Source organism: Conexibacter sp. JCM 18997, from assembly GCF_055391915.1.
The window spans coordinates 685,260-704,381 of the sequence record NZ_AP043885.1 but is presented as its reverse complement, the minus strand read 5'-3'; the positions used below and the strand labels follow the sequence as shown (position 1 = coordinate 704,381).

Sequence of the window (19,122 nt, the reverse complement as noted above, 5' to 3'; positions counted from 1 at the left end):
CCCTAGTCGAGCGACCCGACGATTCCTTCCGCTTCGGCCTCCTGCATGAAGCGCTCGATCTCGGCGTCCACGCGGGCCGGGTCCCACCGCAGCTCGGGCGCCAACGCGGCCGCGACCCGCCCCGCCGTGGCCGGGTCGGTGACCGCGCGCGCGGCCAGCAGGCCCAGGCGCGTGCGGCGCAGGAGCACGTCGCCCAGCGACCGCGCCTGCTCGGAGCGCGCGGCGTAGACGACCTCGGCCAGCAGGTCGGGCAGGGCCGCGACGACCGGCTGGGCCAGCTCTTCGCGCTCGGAGGCGATGGTCAGCACGGCTCGCGCCGTGTAGCCGTAGCGGCCGGCCAGCGCCGCGTAGGCGTCGGGCGCGACGCCTTCCACACGCGGCAGCTCAGCGGCCTCGACGGCCTGCCCGAGCGGGATCTCGTGCGTGCGGCAGGGCGCGTCGCGCGCGTCGCGATCGACCAGCCGGTCGACGGCCATCTTGGCCATCCGCCGCCAGGTGGTCAGCTTGCCGCCGGTGATCGTGATCATCGACGAGGTCTCGTACAGCTCGGCCTTGCGCGAGATGTCGACCGACTTCTTCGGGTCGCCCGAGGAGATCAGCGGGCGCACCCCGGCGTAGGCGCCGGTCAGGTCGGCCGGCGTCAGCGTCGTGTCGAAGAACCCGTTGACCGCGTCCAGGATGTACTCGATGTCCGTGGGGTCCGGGCTGATGAAGTCCAGCTCGCCCTCGTAGTCGTTGTCGGTCGTGCCCAGCAGCGTGCGGCCCAGCCAGGGCAGCGCGAAGATCGTGCGCCCGCCGCCGGCCGGCACGATCGCGCCGGCGTTGAGCGGGAGCGTCTCGTGCGCGAGCGTCACGTGCGTGCCCCGCGACGGGCGGATGTGCGGGATGTCGGCCTCGTTGCGCAGCTCGCCCGGCCGCAGCCGATCGGCCCACACACCGGTCGCGTTGATGACGTTGGCCGCCCGGATGCGCAGCGGCGAGCCGGTCTCGGTGTCGATCGCCGCGACGCCGCCGTCGACCAGCTCGGTCACCTCGACCCGGTTGGCCATGACCGCGCCGAAGCGCTCGGCCTCGGCCAGCACGGTCAGCACGAGCCGGACGTCGTCGGTCTGGCAGTCGTAGAACAGGTAGCCCGAGGTCGGGTTGCGCGAGGCCAGCGCGGGCAGCAGCTCGGTCACCTCGGCGCCGTCGATCACGCGGTGCCGGTCCGGGCTCCAGGACTCGGCGAACTCGCCGCGGCGCCGGCGCCCGCGCGACATCACGTCGTAGAGGTTCAGGCCGGCCCCGATCAGCCGGTCCGGGCGCGCGCCGTCGAACGCGGGGACGACGAGCTTGAGCGGGTGCACCAGGTGTGGTGCCAGCGTGACCATCAGCTGGCGCTCCATCAGCGCCTCGCGCACGAGCCCCAGGTCGAAGTTCTGCAGGTAGCGCAGGCCGCCGTGCACGAGCTTGGACGAGCGGCTGGAGGTGCCCGCGGCGAAGTCGCGCTTCTCGACCAGCGCGACCGAGTATCCGCGGGTGGCGGCGTCGAAGGCGCAGCCGGCGCCGGTGATGCCTCCACCGACGACGACGAGGTCGAACTCCTCGCTGGCCAGGGTCTCCAGGGCGGCGGCGCGGGTGATCACGTGTGAGAGGGTAGGTGGCGGGCCAGGCGGGTCGCGAGCGCCATGATCGTGATCTGCGGGTTGACGCCCAGCGACGACGGCACGGCCGAGCCGTCGGCGACGTACAGGCCGGGCGTGCCGCGCACCTGCAGGTCGCCGTCGAGCACGCCGCGGACGGGATCGGCGCTGGCCCGCGCGGTGCCCAGCGGGTGGAAGGCCATCAGCGTCAGGTCGCGCGGGCGCACGCGCGCGTCGCGCAGCGGGGCCGTGTCGCCGTCGCGCAGCGGCGGCACGCCGGCCACGGGCACGACGACCTCGCGCGCGCCGGCGGCGAACCAGATGCGGGCCAGCAGCTCCAGCCCCCGCTGGAACCGCAGTGCGTCGGCGGGCGCCAGGTCGTAGCGGATCAGCGGTCGCCCGAGCAGGTTGCGCACCCGCCCGCGCGCGGTGTCATGGACCATCACGCCGAACTGGGCCAGGCGGCGGGCGTCGAGCATCAGCTGGCGATGGGCGGCCCCGTGCTTGGGGATCGACATGGCCAGGTAGTCCGGCGGGCCGGCGATGCCCTCGAGCATGATCCCGTCGTCGGCCAGCGCGTCGACGTAGTAGCTCTGCGGCACCCCGTCCCACAGGTGCACGTCCGTGTCGAAGCGGGCGCGCGCGGCGGTGGCCGGGTGGATCGACAGGTTCTGCCCCAGCGGGCCGCGGCCCAGGCGGTTGCGGGCCAGCAGGACCGGCGTGTGGATCGCACCCGCGGCGAGCACCACCCGGGGCGCGTCGACGCGCACGCCGCCGCCCTCCACCCCGGTCACCGCGCCGCGGCGATCGGTGTGCAGGCGGGTGATCCGCACGCCGGTGAGCAGCTCGGCGCCCGCGGCCACGGCCTTGGGGACGTAGGTGGCGCCGACGTGCTGCTTGGCGCCGGCCGGGCAGCCGTAGGCGCACACGCCGGAGCCGACGCACCCGCGCACGTTGCGGCGCAGGTAGCCGCCGCTGAGACCGAGCGCCTCGGAGCCCTGGCGGACCAGGTCGGCGTTGCGGCCGGCCAGCTCGGGCGGCACCTCGGTCACGTTCAGCTCGGCCTCGACCCGGTCGAAGTCGAGGTCCAGCTCCAGGCCGTCGTCGACCCGCCAGGACTCCAGCACGCGCTCGGGCGTGCGAAAGCAGGTGCCGGAGTTGACCAGCGTGGTCCCGCCCACCGCGCGTCCGAGCGGCAGGACGATCGGCGGCGTGCCCACGGTGGCGATCTGGCCGGCGTCGCGGTAGAGCTCGACGAGCATGTCGCGCGGACGGGCGGTCAGCGTCTCGGGCGGATGCCATTCGCCCTCCTCGAGCAGGACGACGCGCAGGCCGGCCTCGGCCAGCTCCTTGGCCGCGACGGCCCCGCCCGCGCCGGTCCCGATCACCGCGACGTCGGCCGTCAGGCGCCTCATGCGCGCGCCCGGACCAGGACGGCGTCGGCGTCGTAGCCCAGGGAGAGCGCCGCCGCGTCCTCGCCGTAGTAGGCCAGATGGGCCAGGCCGCGCAGGGCCTGGGCGAGCGGGAAGCGGTCGAGGCGGTCCAGCACGCCCCGGCGCGCGTCCGCGTCCAATCGGCGAAAGCGCGCACCGAGCGGCAGGGTCAGGGCATCGAGGACGAGCAACGCACCGGTGATCCCAGCGGCGTTCAGCCTCGGCGAGCGGTCGAGCAGACGATCCAGGAACGCCGGCGCCCCGTCCGGGGTGAGCGGCGGCAGCGGCGGTCCGGGCATCACCGCGGCGTCGATGAGCGCGGCGAACACGTCGCGCGCCCGCGCCCGCAGCGCCCCCACCGGCCGTGTGGCATATGGCCGCCGCTCAGCGGCGGGAATGTGCCACTCGGTCATCGCAGCGCGTCTCGCTGGACGAGCGCGAGCGTGCGGGTCGCTTGGCGCGCGGCGTCAGGGTCGCGGGCGGCGATGGCGTCAGACGCGGCGGCGTAGAGCGGGGCCAGCAGCTCGTGGCCGGCGGTCACGCGCAGCTGCTCGGCGTGCGCGAAGTACGCGCCGCGGATCGCGTTGAGGATCAGGACGAAGACGAGGTTCCCGGCGGCGAGCGCCAGCTCGGAGACCCAGGCGAAGTCGACCTCCTGCGCGGCCGCGGCGTCGGGCGCGTCGGCGATCGCCCGGGCCAGGGATCCGAGCCGCTGCGCCTGCGCGTCGTCGCGGCGCTGGGCGGCCAGCGCCCCCAGCTCGGCCAGCATCAGCGTGCGCGCCTCGAGCACGTCGCCGAGCACGGCCCGGTCGATCGCGCCGTCGCGCAGCAGCAGCGGCGCCAGCACGTCGAGGGTCCCCCGCTCGCGCACGTCGGCGACCACCATCCCCGCGCCGTGGCGCACCTCGACCAGCCCCATCTGCTCCAGCCGCTTGAGCGCCTCGCGCAGCGCGGTCATCGTCACGCCGAGGTCGGCGGCCAGCGCGCGTTGGCCGGGCAGGCGCTCGCCCGCGGCGTACCGGCCGCCGAGGATCGCCTCCAGCAGGTCGTTGAAGACCCGGTCGGCCACCTGCGGGCGAGTGTTCGGAACAGTCACGTCCGACCACCTACCCAACTGTTCCGAACAGTTAACTCACAGGACGCAGATCAAGCCGTTCTCGGCGGCCAGCTGGTGCAGGTCCGTCGCGGCCGGATCGTCGCTGGCGCGCGCTCGGGCGCGGCCGGCGGCCGTGCCGGCGAAGTGGTAGCCCAGCGGCTCGGTGACCAGCAGGTCCCCCGGCGTGCGGCGCACGCCGACGTCGGCGAACGGCGGCAGCTCGTCGTCGCGGTTGGTGCCGGCCGGTCCGCCGCTGGCGGGCAGGTAGACGCGCCCGTTGCGGGCCGACCACGTGTCCCACAGCCGATCGATGTTGTTGTGATGCAGCCAGAACACCGGGTCGTTGGGCGAGGTGGCCAGCGCCATCGTGCCGCTCTGCTCCTCGCCCTGCCACTCGAACAGGCCGCCGACCACGACGTGCACCGAGTTGTGGCTGTCGACGCCCGGCCCGCCGGCCTCGATCGAGTTGCGGAACGACTGCCCGAACGGCGCGAAGTAGTCGAACGGGTCGGCGTCGTAGGCGGGCCGGTCAAGGATCGACTGCACGCCCGCCGTCGAGGGCAGCGAGATCCCCGGGTAGGTGTTGAACGCGCGCACGATCCAGCGGTCCTCCGGCGGCTGGTCGACCCCGGCGATGAACGGCGAGATGCCGCCCGCGTCACGCTCGTACAGGCGCCAGTTGCCCCGGCGGAACGGCCCGTCGGTCACCGCGTACCCCTGCGTGGGGTCGCCGTTGGGTCCCATCAGGTCGTCCGCGAAGACCGCCGCCGTGCTCTGCGGATCGGTCCAGTCCCAGTAGGGCAGGGCGATCGGCCGGCCGCTGACCAGCTGCAGCGCGTTCTCGAACTGCAGCAGGAACTCGCGGTGCCAGGGCAGGAAGGCGGCGGACTGGTGCGCGATCTCTCCGTCGAAGGCCTGCTGGTGCCACTCGACGAACTGGTCGTAGAAGGGCAGGTGCGCGTCGTAGGGCGACGGTGTCTGCTTCAGCTTGTGCAGCGCGGCGACGAAGTCGGCCTTCTCGGCGGCCGTGAGGTCCTTGGCGTCCTGGCGCACGCGCGTGGGCCAGTCCTTGGACGACGTCTCGCAGTCGGCGGCCACGACGTCGCCGGCATCCACGACGGCGACGTCCTCGCCGGGGCCGCAGTGGATCTCGTCGCCGCCCTCGCCATCCTCGGCCAGGATCCGGTCGTCGCCGGCGCCGCCGTGGAAGTCGTCGCGGCCGGCGGTGTCGACCAGCACGTCGTCACCCGGTCCACCGCGCAGCGTGTCCGCGCCCGGGCCGCCGTTGAGCAGGTCGTCGCCGGCGCCGGTGGCCAGCACCTCGGCGCCGGGACCGGCCCGGCGTTCGTCGTCGAAGGCGGCCTGGGCGACGCCCGCGGGGACGAGGCAGAGCGCGCAGGCCAACAGGGCGGAGCGGATCATGGTGGCGGCAATCTAGCGGCGCGCCGGAAAGCGGTGCGCAGAACGATGCGCGTCTCGGTGTCGGCCACACCGCAGTCGCGCTTCAGGCGCCGCAGGAGCGCGTCGAGCTCCGCCGCGTCCCGGCACAGCACGCGCAGCTCGTAGTCGGCCCGGCCGGTCAGGTGCGCCGCCTCGACGATCGCGGGCAGCGGCTCGATGGCGGCCTCGAAGCCGTCGTTGTCCTGCCCGGCGGCCATGCGCACGTCGATCACCGCCTCGATCGTGCGTCCCTCGGCCACGGGGTCGACGATCGCGGTGAAGCCGACGATCACGCCGTCGCGGCGCAGCCGGCGCACGCGGTCGGCCGCCGCGTTGGCCGACAGCCCCACGGCCGCGCCCAGGTCGCGAAACGAGGCGCGCCCGTCGCGCTCGAGCAGGCCGAGGATCTCGCGGTCGATGTCGTCCATTGCTTCGCTTTCCTCAGTCAGTGCCGATGCAGGCTTGCATCCTCGCAGTGCGGGCCGGTTCGATCCAGCGCCATGCTCTCGGGAATCGCCGCCGGCCTCGCGGTCGCCATGCCGCTGGGCGCGATCGGCGTCCTCATCGTCGAGCTGGGCGCGCGCGCCGGGTGGCGCGCGGGCGCCAGCGCTGGACTGGGCACCGCGCTGTGCGACGCGCTCTACGCGACGCTGGCCGTCGTGGCCGGTCGGGCGATCGCCGCCGCGCTGGACCCGATCCAGCGCGCGCTGACCATCGCAGCGGCGGCGCTGCTGGGAGCGATCGGCCTGTGGATGATCGTCTCGCCCCTGCGCGCTGCGCCGGAGCGGCCGCTGCCCGCCCGGCACCGCCTGACGCTGCGCTTCCTGGCCCTGACCGCCGTCAACCCGCTGACCGCGGTGGTGTTCGCCGGGCTCATCGCCGGCGATCCCGACCGGGCCAGCGGACCGGCGTTCGTGGTCGGCGTGTTCGCCGCCTCGCTGGCCTGGCAGTGCACGCTGGCGGCGCTCGGCGCGATCCTCCACCACCGGCTGCCGGCCAGCGCGCAGCGCTGGACGCGGGCGGTCGGCGGCGGCGTGGTGGTCGCTCTGGCTGTGGCTACGGCGTGGTGACGCTCGCCTCGCGGCGCGCCACCTCGGCGCGCACCGCGGGCGCGACCTCGGTGCCGAACAGCTCGATCGAGCGCATCACGGCGGCGTGGTCGACGGTGCCGACCGAGAAGTGGTTGAGGTAGCGCTGGTTGCCGAACAGCTCGTGGATGTGGAGGATCTTCTCCGTCACCTGCGTGGGCGTGCCCAGCGTCATCGAGCCGCCCGGCGCCCGCATCGCGTCGAACTGCGCGCGGGTCATCGGGGGCCAGCCGCGCTCGCGGCCGATCTGGCTCATCGCCTGCTGGTAGCTGGGGAAGAACGCGTCGACCGCGGCCTGCTCGGTGTCGGCCACGAAGCCGTGCGTGTTGATGGCCACGGCCTGGGGCTCCACGCCGGCCTGCTCGGCGGCCCGGCGGTAGAGGTCGACCAGCGGGACGAAGCGGTCGGGGTTGCCGCCGATGATGGCCACGGTGACCGGCAGCCCGAGCACGCCGGCCCGGATGACCGACTGCGGGTTGCCGCCGACGCCGATCCAGATGGGCAGCGGATCCTGCACGGGCCGCGGGTAGACGGGCTGGTCGACGAGCGCCGGGCGGAACTGCCCCTCCCAGGTGACGCGCTCGTTGTCGCGCAGGGCGAGCAGCAGCTGCAGCTTCTCGACGAACAGCTCGTCGTAGTCCTCCAGGTCCAGGCCGAACAGCGGGAACGACTCGGTGAACGAGCCGCGACCGGCGATGATCTCGGCGCGCCCGTCGGAGAGCAGGTCCAGCTCGGCGAACGACTGGAAGACGCGCACCGGGTCGTCGGAGCTGAGCACCGTGACGGCGCTGGACAGGCGGATGTCCTGCGTGCGCGCGGCGGCCGCGGCCAGAACGGGCACGGGGTCGGAGACGGCGAAGTCGGCGCGGTGATGCTCACCCAGGCCGTAGACGTCGAGGCCGACCTGATCGGCGAGCTCGATCTCCTCGATCAGGTCATGCAGCCGCTGGCGCGGGCTGACGGACGGATCGGTGACCTCCGCGAAGCTGACGATTCCAAGTTCCACAACAGGCATGATAGCCAACCCGTTGCGCGTGCAACTACTGCTCGGTGCGGCTGTGCTCCCACTTGGCCCGCTCGCGATCGAACGAGGCCCAGTCCATCGGGCCGTCCGGCCCGGCCGACGGGCTCTGCACCGGCTCACCGCCCCCGTCGTCGTCATCGAACCGGCGCAGCAGCACCCACACGATCACCGTGAGGGCGACGAACAGGCCGAACAGCGCGAGCACGGCGAGGAGCGCAGGCACTCCTCGACCGTACTCCTCGACCGGCAGGACTTCCAGGAAAGCGCTACAGCTCGCCGAGCTCGGTGACGATCTCCTGCACCGAGCCCTTGGCGTCGCCGAACAGCATCGCGGTGTTGTCGGCGTAGAACAGCGGGTTGTCGATGCCGGCAAAGCCGCTGCTCATCGACCGCTTCAGCACGATCACGCTGCCCGACCGGTCGACCTCGAGGATCGGCATGCCGTAGATGGGCGAGCTGGGATCGTCGTTGGCGGCCGGGTTGGTGACGTCGTTGGCGCCGATGATCAGGGACACGTCGGTGCGCGGGAACAGGGGGTTGGCCTGCTCCATCTCCTTGAGCTGCTCGTAGGGCACGTCGGCCTCGGCCAGCAGCACGTTCATGTGCCCCGGCATGCGCCCGGCCACCGGGTGGATGGCGAAGTTGACCTCCACCCCGCGCTTCTCCAGCTCCAGCGTCAGCTCGCGCACGGCGTGCTGCGCCTGGGCGACGGCCATGCCGTACCCGGGGACGATCATCACCGAGGAGGCGTAGGCCATCTGGACCGCCGCGTCCGACGCGCTGGTCGAGCGCGCGGTGCGATCGACGCCGTCGGCGCCCGGGCCGCCGCCGGTGGTCACGACCCCGCCGAAGCCGCCGGCCACGATGCTCGGGATCGACCGGTTCATCGCCTGGGCCATCAGGTTGGTCAGGATCGAGCCCGACGCACCGACGATCATGCCGCCGACGATCAGCGCGACGTTGTCCAGGGCCACGCCGGCCGCCGCGGCGGACAGGCCGGTGAAGGCGTTCAGCAGCGAGATCACCACGGGCATGTCCGCGCCGCCGATCGGCAGCACGACGAACAGGCCGAGGATCGCGGCCGACAGCAGGATGATCACGAAGACGATCCCGGAGTCCACCCCGGTGGCCACCGCGACCGACAGACCGACCGCGACGGCCAGCAGCGCGACGTTGATCGCCTGCTGGAAGGGCAGCGCCACCGGGCGGCCGCTGATCAGCTCCTGCAGCTTGGCGAAGGCGACGATCGAGCCCCAGAAGGAGATCGAGCCGATGATCGCGGCGAACAGCGACGCGATCACGATGTACAGCGGCTCGAACGCGAAGCCGTCGCTGGCCCGGAACTCGGCCCACGAGATCAGCGCGATCGCGCCGCCGCCGACGCCGTTGAACAGCGCCACCATCTGCGGCATCGCGGTCATCTTCACGTTGCGCGCCGCGGGGACCGCGACGACCGTGCCGATGATCAGGCCCAGGATGATCAGCACCCAGTTGCTGCCCATCCGCTCGTCCAGCAGCGTCGCCACGACCGCGATGGCCATGCCGACGGCGGCGATGCGGTTGCCGCTGACCGCGGTGCGCGGACCGGTCAGCCGGCCCAGGCCCACGATGAACAGCACGAAGGCGACGATGTAACAGACCTTGATGAAGTTCGGGTCCTGCAGGAAGACGGCGAACATCAGGCCTGGCCCTCGTCGGTCGCCTCAGCCTTGGCGGCCGCCTTCTTGGGGTCCTTGCCCTTGAACATCTCCAGCATCCGGTCGGTGACCAGGAACGCGCCGACCACGTTGACCGTGCCGAAGATGATCGCGATGAACAGGATCACCTTCTGCAGGAAGTCGCCGGCCTGCGAGCCGATCACCAGCAGCGCGCCGACGAGCACGATGCCGTGGATCGCGTTCGTGCCCGACATCAGCGGCGTGTGCAGCGTGTTGGGGACCTTGCTGATCACGTAGTAGCCGACGAACCCGGCCAGGATCAGGATCGTGAGGTTCGTGAGGAACATCAGGCGCTCGCCTCCAAGGCCTTCTTGACGCCGGGGTGGACGACCTCGCCGTCGCGGGCCACGCAGGCGCCGGCGACGATCTCGTCCTCGAAGTTCAGGTTCAGCTGACCCTCGTCGCCGATCACCAGATCGAGGAAGGACAGCAGGTTGCGCGCGTAGAGCATCGACGCGTGCTGGGGCATCGACGCGGGCAGGTTCAGCGGCGAGACGATCGTCACGTCGTGCTTGACCACGGTCTGCCCGGGCTCGGTCAGCTCGCAGTTGCCGCCGGTCTCACCGGCCAGGTCGATGATCACGCTGCCCGGGGCCATGCCCTCGACCGCCTCGGCGGTGACGAGCTTCGGGGCCGGGCGGCCGGGCACCAGCGCGGTCGTGATGACCACGTCGAAGCCCTTGATCGCGTCGGTCAGCGCCTGCTGCTGCTGGGCGCGCTCGTCCTCGGTCAGCTCGCGGGCGTAGCCACCCTCGCCGGCCGCCGAGATGCCCAGGTCCAGGAAGGCCGCGCCGAGCGACTGCACCTGCTCGGCCACCTCGGGACGGACGTCGTAGCCGGTCGTCTTCGCGCCCAGGCGCTTGGCCGTGGCCAGCGCCTGCAGGCCCGCCACGCCGGCGCCCAGCACGAGCACCTTGGCCGGCGGGATCGTGCCCGCGGCGGTCATCAGCATCGGGAAGAAGCGGGGCAGCTCCTCGGCGGCCAGGATCACCGACTTCAGGCCCGCGACGTTGGACTGCGACGACAGGCCGTCCATCGACTGCGCGCGGCTGATGCGCGGGATCGCCTCGACCGCGAAGGCCGTCACGCCGGCGTCGGCCAACGCCTTCACGCCCTGCGGACCGCCCAGCGGGTTCAGGAACCCGACCAGGACCGAGCCGCTCCCGAGCTTGGCGATCTCGGCGCTGCTCGGCGGCGCCACCTTCAGCACCACGTCGGCGCCCCAGACGTCGTCAGACAGCTCCGCCCCGGCCTCGGCGAACGCCTCGTCCGGGATCAACGCGCGTGCTCCGGCGCCCGGCTGGACCCGTACCTCAAGGCCCTTGCCGACCAGCCGCTTGACCACTTCGGGAACGAGGGCCACGCGCGTCTCGCCCTCACCCGTCTCCTGTGGAACCCCCAGTCGCATTGGGCGGGAAACCTAGCCGATGGGCGGGTTGGTTGACTCGCGAGTCGACGGCAGAACCCCCCAAACGACCTGAAATCGCATCCGAAAACGCTCCAAAGCGGCGAGCAGCGCTGGACCGAAGGCCAGCGCGAAGGCGAAGCTGCCCACCGCGTGGGTGATGTTGAAGGGCAGCGCGGTTCCGGAGACGACCACGTACTCGCCCCACGTGTGTCTGCCGAACGTCGTCCACGTCGACAGGTCCATGATCGCGCCGAAGCCCAGGCTGGCCGCCGCGCACCACAGCGCCAGGGGGATCCGGCCCAGCGGCTTCCCACCCGTCACCGCCGCCAGGCCCGCACCGAGGACGCCGACCAGCCCCCAGGCGACCATCTGCCACGGCGTCCACGGCCCCTGCCCGAAGAACAGGTTCGAGGCCAGTGCGGCCACCGCGCCGACCGTGAAGCCGGGCGCGGCGCCGAGCGCGAACCCGGCGATCAGCACGATCGTCGTGGTCGGCTTGACGCTGGGCAGGGGCGCGAAGGCGATCCGGCCCAGCGCGGCCAGCGCGGCCAGCGTGGCCACCAGCGCCACGACCTTGGCCGGCGGGTGCTGGCGCTCGTACCACCAGAAGCCGAAGAACAGGCAGATCCCGAGGATCACCAGGGCGGCCAGCGTCCAGCTCAACGGTGCGACCTCTCCGCCGCGGTGATGAGCGCCGCGCCCTCCTCGGGCGTCAGCGCGCCGCACACGCGCGCGGTCTCGGTGGCGAAGTACCAGCCGCCGGCCAGCACGTCGTGCGGGTCGCCGTCGGCGATCAGCTCGCCCTCACCCATCAGCACGACCCGGTCGGCGAACAGCACCGCGAACTCGGGATCGTGGGTGGCCACGAGCACCGCCGCGCCGTCTTGGGCGTAGTCGCGCAGCGTCTGGGCCAGGTGCCCCTTGTGCAGGCGATCCATGCCGCGGGTCGGCTCGTCCAGGCACACGGCGGCGGGACGCTGATCGCCGGCGGTGACGATCGCCAGGGCCAGGCGCTGGCGCTCGCCGCCGGACAGGTCGCGCGGATGACGGTCGGCCAGGTGGTCGAGGCCGTGGCGGCGCAGGGTCTCCAGGTCGAGCTCGTGGTCGACGCGGTCGGCGACGATCACGTCGCCGGGATGCTGGAGCAGCAACGCGACGCGCCCGGCCGCCCGCACCTTCCCGCGGGTCGGCTCCAGCAGGCCGTTGGCGTGACGCAGCAGCGTCGACTTGCCGGCGCCGTTGCGACCCATCAGCGCGACGCGCTCGCCGGGGGCCAGCGCGAGGTCGATCCCGCGCAGCACCGCGCGACCGCCCCGGCGCTCGAACCACAGGCGCTCGAAGCTCAGCGCGGCGTCGCGCCGCTCCCGGCGGCCGAGTGGCGATTTCGTCCCCGTGAGCGGGTTCAGATCGCCACTCGGCGCCAGGCCGCGCTCGCGCAGCGCGTTGCGGGCGGCCTTGACGCCCGCGGGCAGCGGGGTCAGCCCGGCCAGCGAGAACATCCGCGCGGCCGGCGTGGCCAGCGACGGCTCGTTGGCCATCGCCCAGGCCAGGAACTCGGCCGGAGGTGCGTCGCAGGCCACCGCCCCGTCGACCAGCGCGACGACGCGGTCGGCCGCCGGCAGGCAGCGTTCCAGGCGATGCTCGGCGATGACGATCGCGGTGCCCCACTCCTCGTTGAGCCGGCGCAGCAGCCACACCAGCTCGTCGCCGGCCACGGGATCGAGCTGCGAGGTCGGCTCGTCGAGCAGCACCAGACGTGGGCGCCCGGCCAGCGCCGCGGCCAGCGCGACGCGCTGCAGCTCGCCACCGGAGAGCTCGCTGGTCGGCCGGTCCAGCAACGGCGCGATGCCCAGCGCCAGTGCCGACTCCTCCACCCCGCGCGCGACCGCGGCGGCCGACCAGCCCTGGTTCTCCAGGCCGAAGGCGATCTCGCTGCGGACGTTGCCCATGACCGTCTGGCTCTCCGGGTCCTGGAACAGCGTCCCGGCCACCGCGGCGATGTCCGACGGGCCGTGCTCGCGCGTGTCCAGCCCGCCGACGGTCAGGCGGCCGTCGAAGTGCCCGCCGTGGAAATGCGGCACCAGGCCGCAGGCGGCGCGCAGCAGCGTCGACTTGCCCCAGGCCGACAGCCCACAGAGCACGACGAACTCGCCCTCGTCGATCTCCAGGTCGACCGCGCGCAGCGACGGCCGCGTGGCCCCGGGATAGGTGTAGGTGACGCCCTCCAGGCGCAGCAGCGTCATCGCGCGATGCCCCGCCGGTCGAGGAACGGGGCCAGGCCGGCGACGACCAGCCCGATCGCCACGAGCACCGCGTCGATGCCGCCGTGCAGCTCGACGCGCGGGTAGGCGTCGAAGCCGGCCAGCCCGCCGGCCTGCGCCCCGATGGCCAGGGCCACGAGCGCGACGCCCGAGAGCGCGAAGGAGACGTCGTGGCGCGACCAGGGCGCGCGCGTGGGCGCGGGCGGCGCGGCGCCGCCGTAGCCGCGCACCTCCAGCGCCGCGGCGACGTCGCCCGCGCGATCCAGGGCGCCCGACGTGACCGCGCGGACCAGGGCCAGCTTGGTCGCGGGCCGCCCGGGCCGGCAGCGCTGGCCGTCGGCCAGCCGCCGCGCATCGTCGGCCAGGACGCCGACCAGCCGGGTGGCCAGCGTCGCGGTCAGCGCCGAGCGGAAGCCGAAGCGGCGGAACAGGCGCAGGACGCGATCGGGGTCCACGGCGCAGAAGTACAGCGCGCTGCAGGCGATCAGCGCGATCGCGCGCAGCCCGGTGACCGCCCCGTAGGCGATCGCCTCGGCGGTCACGTCGAACTCGCCGATCGGCCCCCAGCCGCCCAGCCGGGCGACGACGGTCAGCCCGTCGCGGCTGATCAGCGGGTTGATCAGCGCGAACAGCACCCCGATGGGCACGCCGACCAGCAACGTGAAGCGGCCGACCTCGCGCCCGACGCCACAGGCCAGCGCGGCGATCAGCGCGATCAGCAGCACCGCGGCCAGGACGAGCGGATGCCAGGAGATCAGCGCCGCCAGGGCGAGCGCGGCGCACCACAGGCAGGCGACCGACGCGCGCGCCGCGTGCAGCGGGCTCGCGCGGCGCCGGAAGGTCACGACGGCGGCGCCTTGCGCGCGTCGACGGGCAACGGGATGCCGGTGGAGTCGGCGACGGCCAGCGCGTAGTGCCGGCCCAGCGTCCCCTCGTCGAGCGCCTCGATCGCCTGCTTGACGCCGGCCGTGTCGGTGCCGGTGATGAACCACGTCGGCGGCTGGTCCTCCCAGCGCGTGGCCGCGATCAGCCCCGTGCCCGGCCCGAGCGTCTGGCGCACCTTGCCGGTGGCGTCGATCAGATCCAGCTCGCTGCCGGCATCGGTGAACTTCGCGAAGACGCCCGAGGCGCCTGGCCCCTCGTCCATCTGGCGCCCGGCGCGGTCGAAGCGGATCTGCGACCACGGCCCCACGAGCACCCGCACGTTCGTGTTGCCCCCCTCGGTTCCGACCAGGGACTTGAACGCCCGCACGCCGACCGAGTCGAGCTTGTCGGCGACCGCCTGACAGTTGCCGTCCTCGTCGCCCTCGACGCACTCCACGCGCGTCGGCCACGTCTTGCCGTTGTTGCCGTGCAGGAACGGCTCCGGGTAGGACCCGACCACGGCGGGCACGCGCTGCGCGGCCCCCCAGTCGCGGCGGTCCCACCAGAGGCGATCGCCGGAGCGGACCTTCACGTCCGCCGCGCCCTTGTCGGACTCGACCCCATTGACGTAGTAGAACCAATCGACGGGACGTCCGCCTTCGCGCCCGCCGGCCAGGCCGTCGATCGACTGCACGAAGCGCCCGCCGTAGCGGGTGTCGACCTGGAAGTTGCGCTGCAGCATCCGCATCACCGTCTCGGCGCCCTCGACCGGTCCCGGCCCGACCTGGCCGATCGTCTGGCTGCCGTAGTCGCGGGTGACCAGCAGCGTCACGTCGCCGTCGGTGGACTCGCCGGAGCCCAGGCCACAGCCCGCCAGCAGCAGCGTGCAGGCGACGGCGGCGGGGGCGATCAGGCGGGTGAGCATCGCGGTCGAGCGTAGTGGCGCGATACGGTGCGGGGCGCGATGACGGTCAACCTCACGCGCATCTACACGAAGCTCGGCGACGGCGGCGAGACGCACCTGGGCGACATGAGCCGGGTGCCCAAGAACCACCCCCGCATCGAGGCCTACGGCCAGATCGACGAGCTCAACGCCCAGATCGGCCTGACCCGCGCCGTGGGCGATCTGCCCGAGCCCTACGACGAGTGGCTGGGCCACGTCCAGAACGACCTGTTCGACTGCGGCGCCGACCTGTCGGTGCCCGAGGACCCCACGTCCGAGCGGGAGCGCCTGCGCGTCCTGCCCGAGCAGGTCGCCTGGCTGGAAGAGCGCTGCGACGAGGTCAACCAGACGCTCGAGCCGCTGAAGTCGTTCGTCCTGCCCGGCGGCACGACGGCGGCCGCCTACCTCCACGTGTGCCGCACGATCTGCCGGCGCGCCGAACGCCGCACGATCGAGGTGCCCGAAGCCAACGCCGAGGTCGTGCGCTACCTCAACCGCCTGTCCGACCTCCTGTTCATCCTCAGCCGCGGCGCCAACGCCGGCGGCGACGAACCGCTGTGGCAGCCGGGCCGGTTTCGCTGATTCGCGGTACGGTCCCGGCACGATGAGCTTCCCGCAGACGCATCACACCAACACGGGGCGCCCGGTCCAGGTGGACCAGGCCGACGACGGCCGCATCACCTTCGCCGACGGCGACCTGCAGTTGGCGACGCTGTCGCACTCTGGTGAGGACCGCTGGGTGCTCGTGCTGCCCGACGGCGAGACCACGCAGCTCCCCGGTGGCGCCGATGCGCCGCCGATCGAGGAGGTCATCGTGCAGATCGACCTGCACGAGGACGAGGACGACGACGACAGCGGCGTCGACGACTGACCATGGTCGCCTCGATCCTCGTTCGCACCGCTGCCTTCGGCGCCTTCCTGGGCCTCGGGATCGCCTGGATGGCCGATCACGACCAGGTCCTCGCGGTCCTGTGGGTCGCCTCGTTCGTGGTCGCCGCGTTCGTGACCATCTGGTACGCGCTGACCGATGAGGCGCGGGCCGGGCTGTCGCAGGTCGGCGACGTCGTGCCCTGGCCCTCCAAGGACTTCCGCGACTACCTCTAGGAGGCCGGGGTCGGAGCGGCGTCCGCCGGCTCGGCGGCCAGCCACTCCTCCAGCGGGCGGGGCTTGCCGATCGAGTAGCCCTGGGCCAGGTCGACGCCGAGCCCGCGCAGCATCTCGATCGTGGCCTGGTCGTCAACGTACTCGGCGATCGTGCGCTTGCCCAGCCCGTTGGCCACGCGCACCAGGCTGGAGATGATCACCCGGTCGACGCTGCTGGAGGCGCAGTGGCGCACGAACTCGCCGTCGATCTTCAGGAAGTCGAACGGCAGGTGCTTGAGGTAGTAGAAGGAGCCGAAGCCGGCGCCGAAGTCGTCCAGCGCGAAGCGGCAGCCCAGCGCGGCCAGGCGGTCGGCGAAGGCCCGCGCCCGCGGGATGTTGGAGACCGCGGCCGTCTCGGTCACCTCGAAGATCAGCGAGCAGGGATCGACGCCGGTGCGGGCGAGCTCGCTCTCGATCGTGTTCAGCAGGTCGGGTGAGCCGATCGAGCTGCCCGACAGGTTGACCTCGAGCACGAGCTTGCGGTCGGCGTGCGTGGCCAGCGTCTGGATCGCGCGTCGCACGACCCAGTCGTCGATCTCGGTGACCAGCCCGAAGCGCTCGGCGATGGTCAGGAAGCTGCCGGGCGGGATCAGGTCGCCGTCGGGCGAGATCATGCGCAGGAGCAGCTCGTGGTGCACGATCCGATCGTCGGCCAGGTCGAGGATCGGCTGGGCCAGCATCGTGAAGCGGTCCTCTTCCAGCGCGCTGCGGATGCGGTCCATCCAGGCCAGCCGCGCCTGGGTGCGCGACGTCGCCCGATCGCCCGGGCGGTACAGGCCGTAGCGGTCGCGCCCGGCCTCCTTGGCGTCGTACATGGCCAGGTCGGCGTCGACCAGCAGCTGCTCGCCGCGCTCGACGCTGTCGCTGAACAGCGCGACGCCGACGCTGACGGTCGTCGTCCACGCGCGCCCGCCGAGCATCCGGCGCTCGTCGCGGATGGCCGAGACGAGCTTGCCGGCGACCGCGCGCGCCTGCTCCTCGTCGGCCTTGGGCAACAGCACCGCGAACTCGTCGCCGCCGAGCCGGGCGACGCGGTCGCTGTCGCGCACGTGGTCGCGCAGGACGTCGGCGACGGCCATGATCAGCGCGTCGCCGGCGTGGTGGCCGAGCGTGTCGTTGACGGCCTTGAAGTGGTCGAGATCGAGGATCAGCAGCGCGCCCTCCTCCCCGTAGCGCTTGACGTGCGCGAGGTGGGCGTCGACGGCGCGCTCGAAGGCGCGGCGGTTCTCCAGGCCGGTGAGCGGATCGTGGTCGGCCAGGTGCTGCAGCTGCTCCTCGAAGCGGCGCTGATCGGAGATGTCGAGGATCTGGGCCAGCACCATGCGCTCCTGGCCTTCGGCCGCGCCCAGCTCGGTGGCGTGGACCGCGACCCACAGGGCGTGGCCGTCGGCGTGGATCGCCCGCTTCTCGTAGCTGCTGCGGATCGCGCGGCCGTCGAGCAGGTCCCCGAGCTGATGGCGCTCGGACTCGACGTCGTCGGCGTGGGTGGACTCGGCCAGCGGGCGGCCGGTGAGGCTGTCGGCGTCGACGCCGAGGATCGCGCCGAGCGCCTCGTTGGCCTCCAGGAAGCGACCCTCGCCGTCCAGCAGGGCCATGCCCACGGGCGCGTCCTCGAAGGACCGGCGGAAGCGCTCCTCGGCCTCGGCGCGGGCGGTGACGTCCATGCCGACGACGAGCGCGCCGCCGGAGTCCTCCAGCGGGAGCACGCGCAGCCACATGGTGCGCCCGGTGGCGCTCTCCAGGAAGTCGACCGTCGTGCCCTGGCCGGCCAGCGCGCGCTCCAGCAGCGGGATGATCTGGGCGTCCTGGTCGCTGGCCACGAGCTCGGTGACGTGGCAGCCCACGATCTCGGCGGGGTCGAGGCCGCGGGCCAGCAGCAGCGCCCCGTCGGCCTTGACCACGTTGAGGTCGCGGTCGTAGCGCAGGACGAAGAGCTCGTCGATGTTGTCGAGCATGAGCTGCTGGGCGGACTCGACCGCGTCGCGCTCGCGCTCGCGCGCGGCCGCCAGCTCGCGCGCGGCGGCCTCGGAGCGCACCGCCTGCGCCGTGAACAGCGTGAGCAGGACGGTGACCAGCGAGCCGACGATCACGGCCAGCCAGCCGAGGCCGATGCCGCCACGCCCGCCGGCGCGCGTGGCGATCGTCCAGTCCTGACCGGCGACGTTGATGCGGCGGACCGTCGCGCCGGAAGCGGCCGTGCCGATCTGCACGACGTCCTTGCCCGCGGCGGTGATCGTGACGTCCGTCCCGGAGGCCAGCGAGCGGGCCAGCGCCGCGCGCAGGTCGGCGTAGCGGAACACGCCGACGCCGAATCCGATCAGCGCCCTGGCGCGCGCGGTCGGGTTGTCCAGCGAGGCGCCGTCGCGGTAGGCGGGCGCGTACAGGACGAGGCTGGTGTCGCGCGTGACGGGCATGACCACCGGCGCGGTGGCCTGGGTCCAGCCGGTGCGCGCGGCGCGCCGCAGCGCCTCCGCCTGCCCGGGGAAGCTGTTCGCGTCCAGGCCGACGCCGACGTGGATCGGCGCGGGCGCGAGGTGCGTCAGGACCGCGTACTCGGGTCGCACCGCCGCCGGCGCCAGGCCGGTCCCCTTCAGCTCCTGCAGCGAGGCGCCCAGGCCGCGCTCGACCGCCGCCCGCTGAGCGTCGGGCACGATCGCCACCCAGCCCAGCGCGGACGCGCGCTGGCCGCCGAGGAGCGGACGCGTGAAGACGGCGAACTCCTGGTCGGTGACGTCGTCGCTGGCGGAGAACAACCCGCGCAGGCTGTCGACGCGGTACTCGAGCCCGCGCACCAGGTTCTGCACCACGCCGGCGGTCTGCACCGCCGCCTCGTCCTGATGGCGCGTCGACCGATCGTGATCGCGCGAGAATCCCGCCCAGGCCATCGCACCCGTGATGGCGATCAGGGCCGAAGCCACGATGAACGGCAGGGGACGGCGCGTGAGCCACGTCAGCACATGTCGTAGATCGGCATTCGATCTTGCGCTCTTGATCGGTTGGCGCAAACGCCTTTGCCTGCCGGTCGACGTGCGTGCGCGTCGCGATTCCCGCGCCGTTGTCCGCTCACGTCCGCATAGCGACC

20 protein-coding genes are annotated in these 19,122 nt (G+C 73.0%); 4 read left to right on the top strand and 16 right to left on the bottom strand.

Going from position 1 to position 19,122, the window contains the following annotated elements:
- Window positions 1-2: 2 nt before the first annotated feature.
- Genes ACZ5UI_RS03645 through ACZ5UI_RS03620 form a run of 6 tightly spaced genes read right to left on the bottom strand, consistent with a single transcriptional unit; the run spans window position 3 to window position 6,019 of the window.
- On the bottom strand, window positions 3-1,625 hold the full coding sequence (locus ACZ5UI_RS03645) for a glycerol-3-phosphate dehydrogenase/oxidase (protein WP_464194317.1): 1,623 nt from the start codon (window positions 1,623-1,625) through the stop codon (window positions 3-5).
- Window positions 1,622-3,037 carry a GMC family oxidoreductase N-terminal domain-containing protein gene (locus ACZ5UI_RS03640; protein ID WP_464194315.1) on the bottom strand — a complete coding sequence of 472 codons (1,416 nt, stop codon included), beginning with the start codon at window positions 3,035-3,037 and terminating at the stop codon, window positions 1,622-1,624. The genes ACZ5UI_RS03645 and ACZ5UI_RS03640 overlap by 4 nt, the downstream gene beginning before the upstream one ends.
- Complete coding sequence (locus tag ACZ5UI_RS03635; RefSeq protein ID WP_464194313.1) at window positions 3,034-3,468, bottom strand: hypothetical protein; 435 nt, start codon at window positions 3,466-3,468, stop codon at window positions 3,034-3,036. The genes ACZ5UI_RS03640 and ACZ5UI_RS03635 overlap by 4 nt, the downstream gene beginning before the upstream one ends.
- Window positions 3,465-4,151 (bottom strand): FadR/GntR family transcriptional regulator, encoded by a 687-nt coding sequence (locus tag ACZ5UI_RS03630; RefSeq protein ID WP_464194311.1) that lies wholly within the window; start codon window positions 4,149-4,151, stop codon window positions 3,465-3,467. Before ACZ5UI_RS03630 ends, ACZ5UI_RS03635 begins: the two co-directional genes overlap by 4 nt.
- 36 nt (window positions 4,152-4,187) lie before the next feature.
- Window positions 4,188-5,573: a tyrosinase family protein gene (locus ACZ5UI_RS03625; RefSeq protein WP_464194309.1), complete on the bottom strand. Its 1,386-nt coding sequence runs from the start codon at window positions 5,571-5,573 to the stop codon at window positions 4,188-4,190.
- A complete protein-coding gene (locus tag ACZ5UI_RS03620; RefSeq protein WP_464194307.1) occupies window positions 5,570-6,019 on the bottom strand; it encodes an Lrp/AsnC family transcriptional regulator in 450 nt (149 codons plus the stop codon). Before ACZ5UI_RS03620 ends, ACZ5UI_RS03625 begins: the two co-directional genes overlap by 4 nt.
- Before the next feature lie 72 nt (window positions 6,020-6,091).
- Here ACZ5UI_RS03620 and ACZ5UI_RS03615 point away from each other — a divergent pair, with 72 nt between their 5' ends.
- Window positions 6,092-6,661, top strand: a complete 570-nt coding sequence (locus ACZ5UI_RS03615) for a LysE family transporter (protein ID WP_464194305.1) — start codon at window positions 6,092-6,094, stop codon at window positions 6,659-6,661.
- Here the strand turns inward: ACZ5UI_RS03615 and ACZ5UI_RS03610 are convergent.
- From ACZ5UI_RS03610 to ACZ5UI_RS03570, 9 genes are read right to left on the bottom strand one after another with little or no spacing between them, the layout of a single operon-like run.
- Entirely contained in the window at window positions 6,648-7,685 is a 1,038-nt protein-coding gene (locus ACZ5UI_RS03610; RefSeq protein WP_464194303.1) for an LLM class flavin-dependent oxidoreductase, read from the bottom strand. The genes ACZ5UI_RS03615 and ACZ5UI_RS03610 overlap by 14 nt on opposite strands.
- A 34-nt stretch (window positions 7,686-7,719) precedes the next feature.
- A complete protein-coding gene (locus ACZ5UI_RS03605; RefSeq protein ID WP_464194301.1) occupies window positions 7,720-7,926 on the bottom strand; it encodes a hypothetical protein in 207 nt (68 codons plus the stop codon).
- A gap of 43 nt (window positions 7,927-7,969) precedes the next feature.
- The gene (locus tag ACZ5UI_RS03600; protein ID WP_464194299.1) at window positions 7,970-9,382 is read right to left on the bottom strand and encodes an NAD(P)(+) transhydrogenase (Re/Si-specific) subunit beta; all 1,413 of its coding nucleotides are present in this window, start codon (window positions 9,380-9,382) and stop codon (window positions 7,970-7,972) included.
- Window positions 9,382-9,708 (bottom strand): NAD(P) transhydrogenase subunit alpha part 2, encoded by a 327-nt coding sequence (locus ACZ5UI_RS03595; protein ID WP_464194297.1) that lies wholly within the window; start codon window positions 9,706-9,708, stop codon window positions 9,382-9,384. The genes ACZ5UI_RS03600 and ACZ5UI_RS03595 overlap by 1 nt, the downstream gene beginning before the upstream one ends.
- On the bottom strand, window positions 9,708-10,829 hold the full coding sequence (locus ACZ5UI_RS03590) for a Re/Si-specific NAD(P)(+) transhydrogenase subunit alpha (RefSeq protein WP_464194295.1): 1,122 nt from the start codon (window positions 10,827-10,829) through the stop codon (window positions 9,708-9,710). The genes ACZ5UI_RS03595 and ACZ5UI_RS03590 overlap by 1 nt, the downstream gene beginning before the upstream one ends.
- 12 nt (window positions 10,830-10,841) lie before the next feature.
- Complete coding sequence (locus ACZ5UI_RS03585) at window positions 10,842-11,492, bottom strand: ECF transporter S component (protein WP_464194293.1); 651 nt, start codon at window positions 11,490-11,492, stop codon at window positions 10,842-10,844.
- Window positions 11,489-13,072, bottom strand: a complete 1,584-nt coding sequence (locus ACZ5UI_RS03580; protein WP_464194291.1) for an ABC transporter ATP-binding protein — start codon at window positions 13,070-13,072, stop codon at window positions 11,489-11,491. The genes ACZ5UI_RS03585 and ACZ5UI_RS03580 overlap by 4 nt, the downstream gene beginning before the upstream one ends.
- A complete protein-coding gene (locus ACZ5UI_RS03575; protein ID WP_464194289.1) occupies window positions 13,069-13,935 on the bottom strand; it encodes an energy-coupling factor transporter transmembrane component T in 867 nt (288 codons plus the stop codon). Before ACZ5UI_RS03575 ends, ACZ5UI_RS03580 begins: the two co-directional genes overlap by 4 nt.
- On the bottom strand, window positions 13,932-14,879 hold the full coding sequence (locus ACZ5UI_RS03570; RefSeq protein WP_464194287.1) for a DUF4430 domain-containing protein: 948 nt from the start codon (window positions 14,877-14,879) through the stop codon (window positions 13,932-13,934). The genes ACZ5UI_RS03575 and ACZ5UI_RS03570 overlap by 4 nt, the downstream gene beginning before the upstream one ends.
- 39 nt (window positions 14,880-14,918) lie before the next feature.
- Between ACZ5UI_RS03570 and ACZ5UI_RS03565 the strand changes: the two genes are divergently transcribed.
- The 3 genes from ACZ5UI_RS03565 to ACZ5UI_RS03555 are packed head-to-tail and all read left to right on the top strand — an operon-like array spanning window position 14,919 to window position 16,001.
- The gene (locus ACZ5UI_RS03565; RefSeq protein WP_464194285.1) at window positions 14,919-15,479 is read left to right on the top strand and encodes a cob(I)yrinic acid a,c-diamide adenosyltransferase; all 561 of its coding nucleotides are present in this window, start codon (window positions 14,919-14,921) and stop codon (window positions 15,477-15,479) included.
- Between the two features lie 22 nt (window positions 15,480-15,501).
- Window positions 15,502-15,768 carry a hypothetical protein gene (locus tag ACZ5UI_RS03560; RefSeq protein ID WP_464194283.1) on the top strand — a complete coding sequence of 89 codons (267 nt, stop codon included), beginning with the start codon at window positions 15,502-15,504 and terminating at the stop codon, window positions 15,766-15,768.
- Between the two features lie 2 nt (window positions 15,769-15,770).
- Window positions 15,771-16,001, top strand: a complete 231-nt coding sequence (locus ACZ5UI_RS03555) for a hypothetical protein (RefSeq protein WP_464194281.1) — start codon at window positions 15,771-15,773, stop codon at window positions 15,999-16,001.
- Here the strand turns inward: ACZ5UI_RS03555 and ACZ5UI_RS03550 are convergent.
- Window positions 15,998-18,958 carry a bifunctional diguanylate cyclase/phosphodiesterase gene (locus ACZ5UI_RS03550; RefSeq protein WP_464194279.1) on the bottom strand — a complete coding sequence of 987 codons (2,961 nt, stop codon included), beginning with the start codon at window positions 18,956-18,958 and terminating at the stop codon, window positions 15,998-16,000. The genes ACZ5UI_RS03555 and ACZ5UI_RS03550 overlap by 4 nt on opposite strands.
- Between the last annotated feature and the right edge of the window lie 164 nt (window positions 18,959-19,122).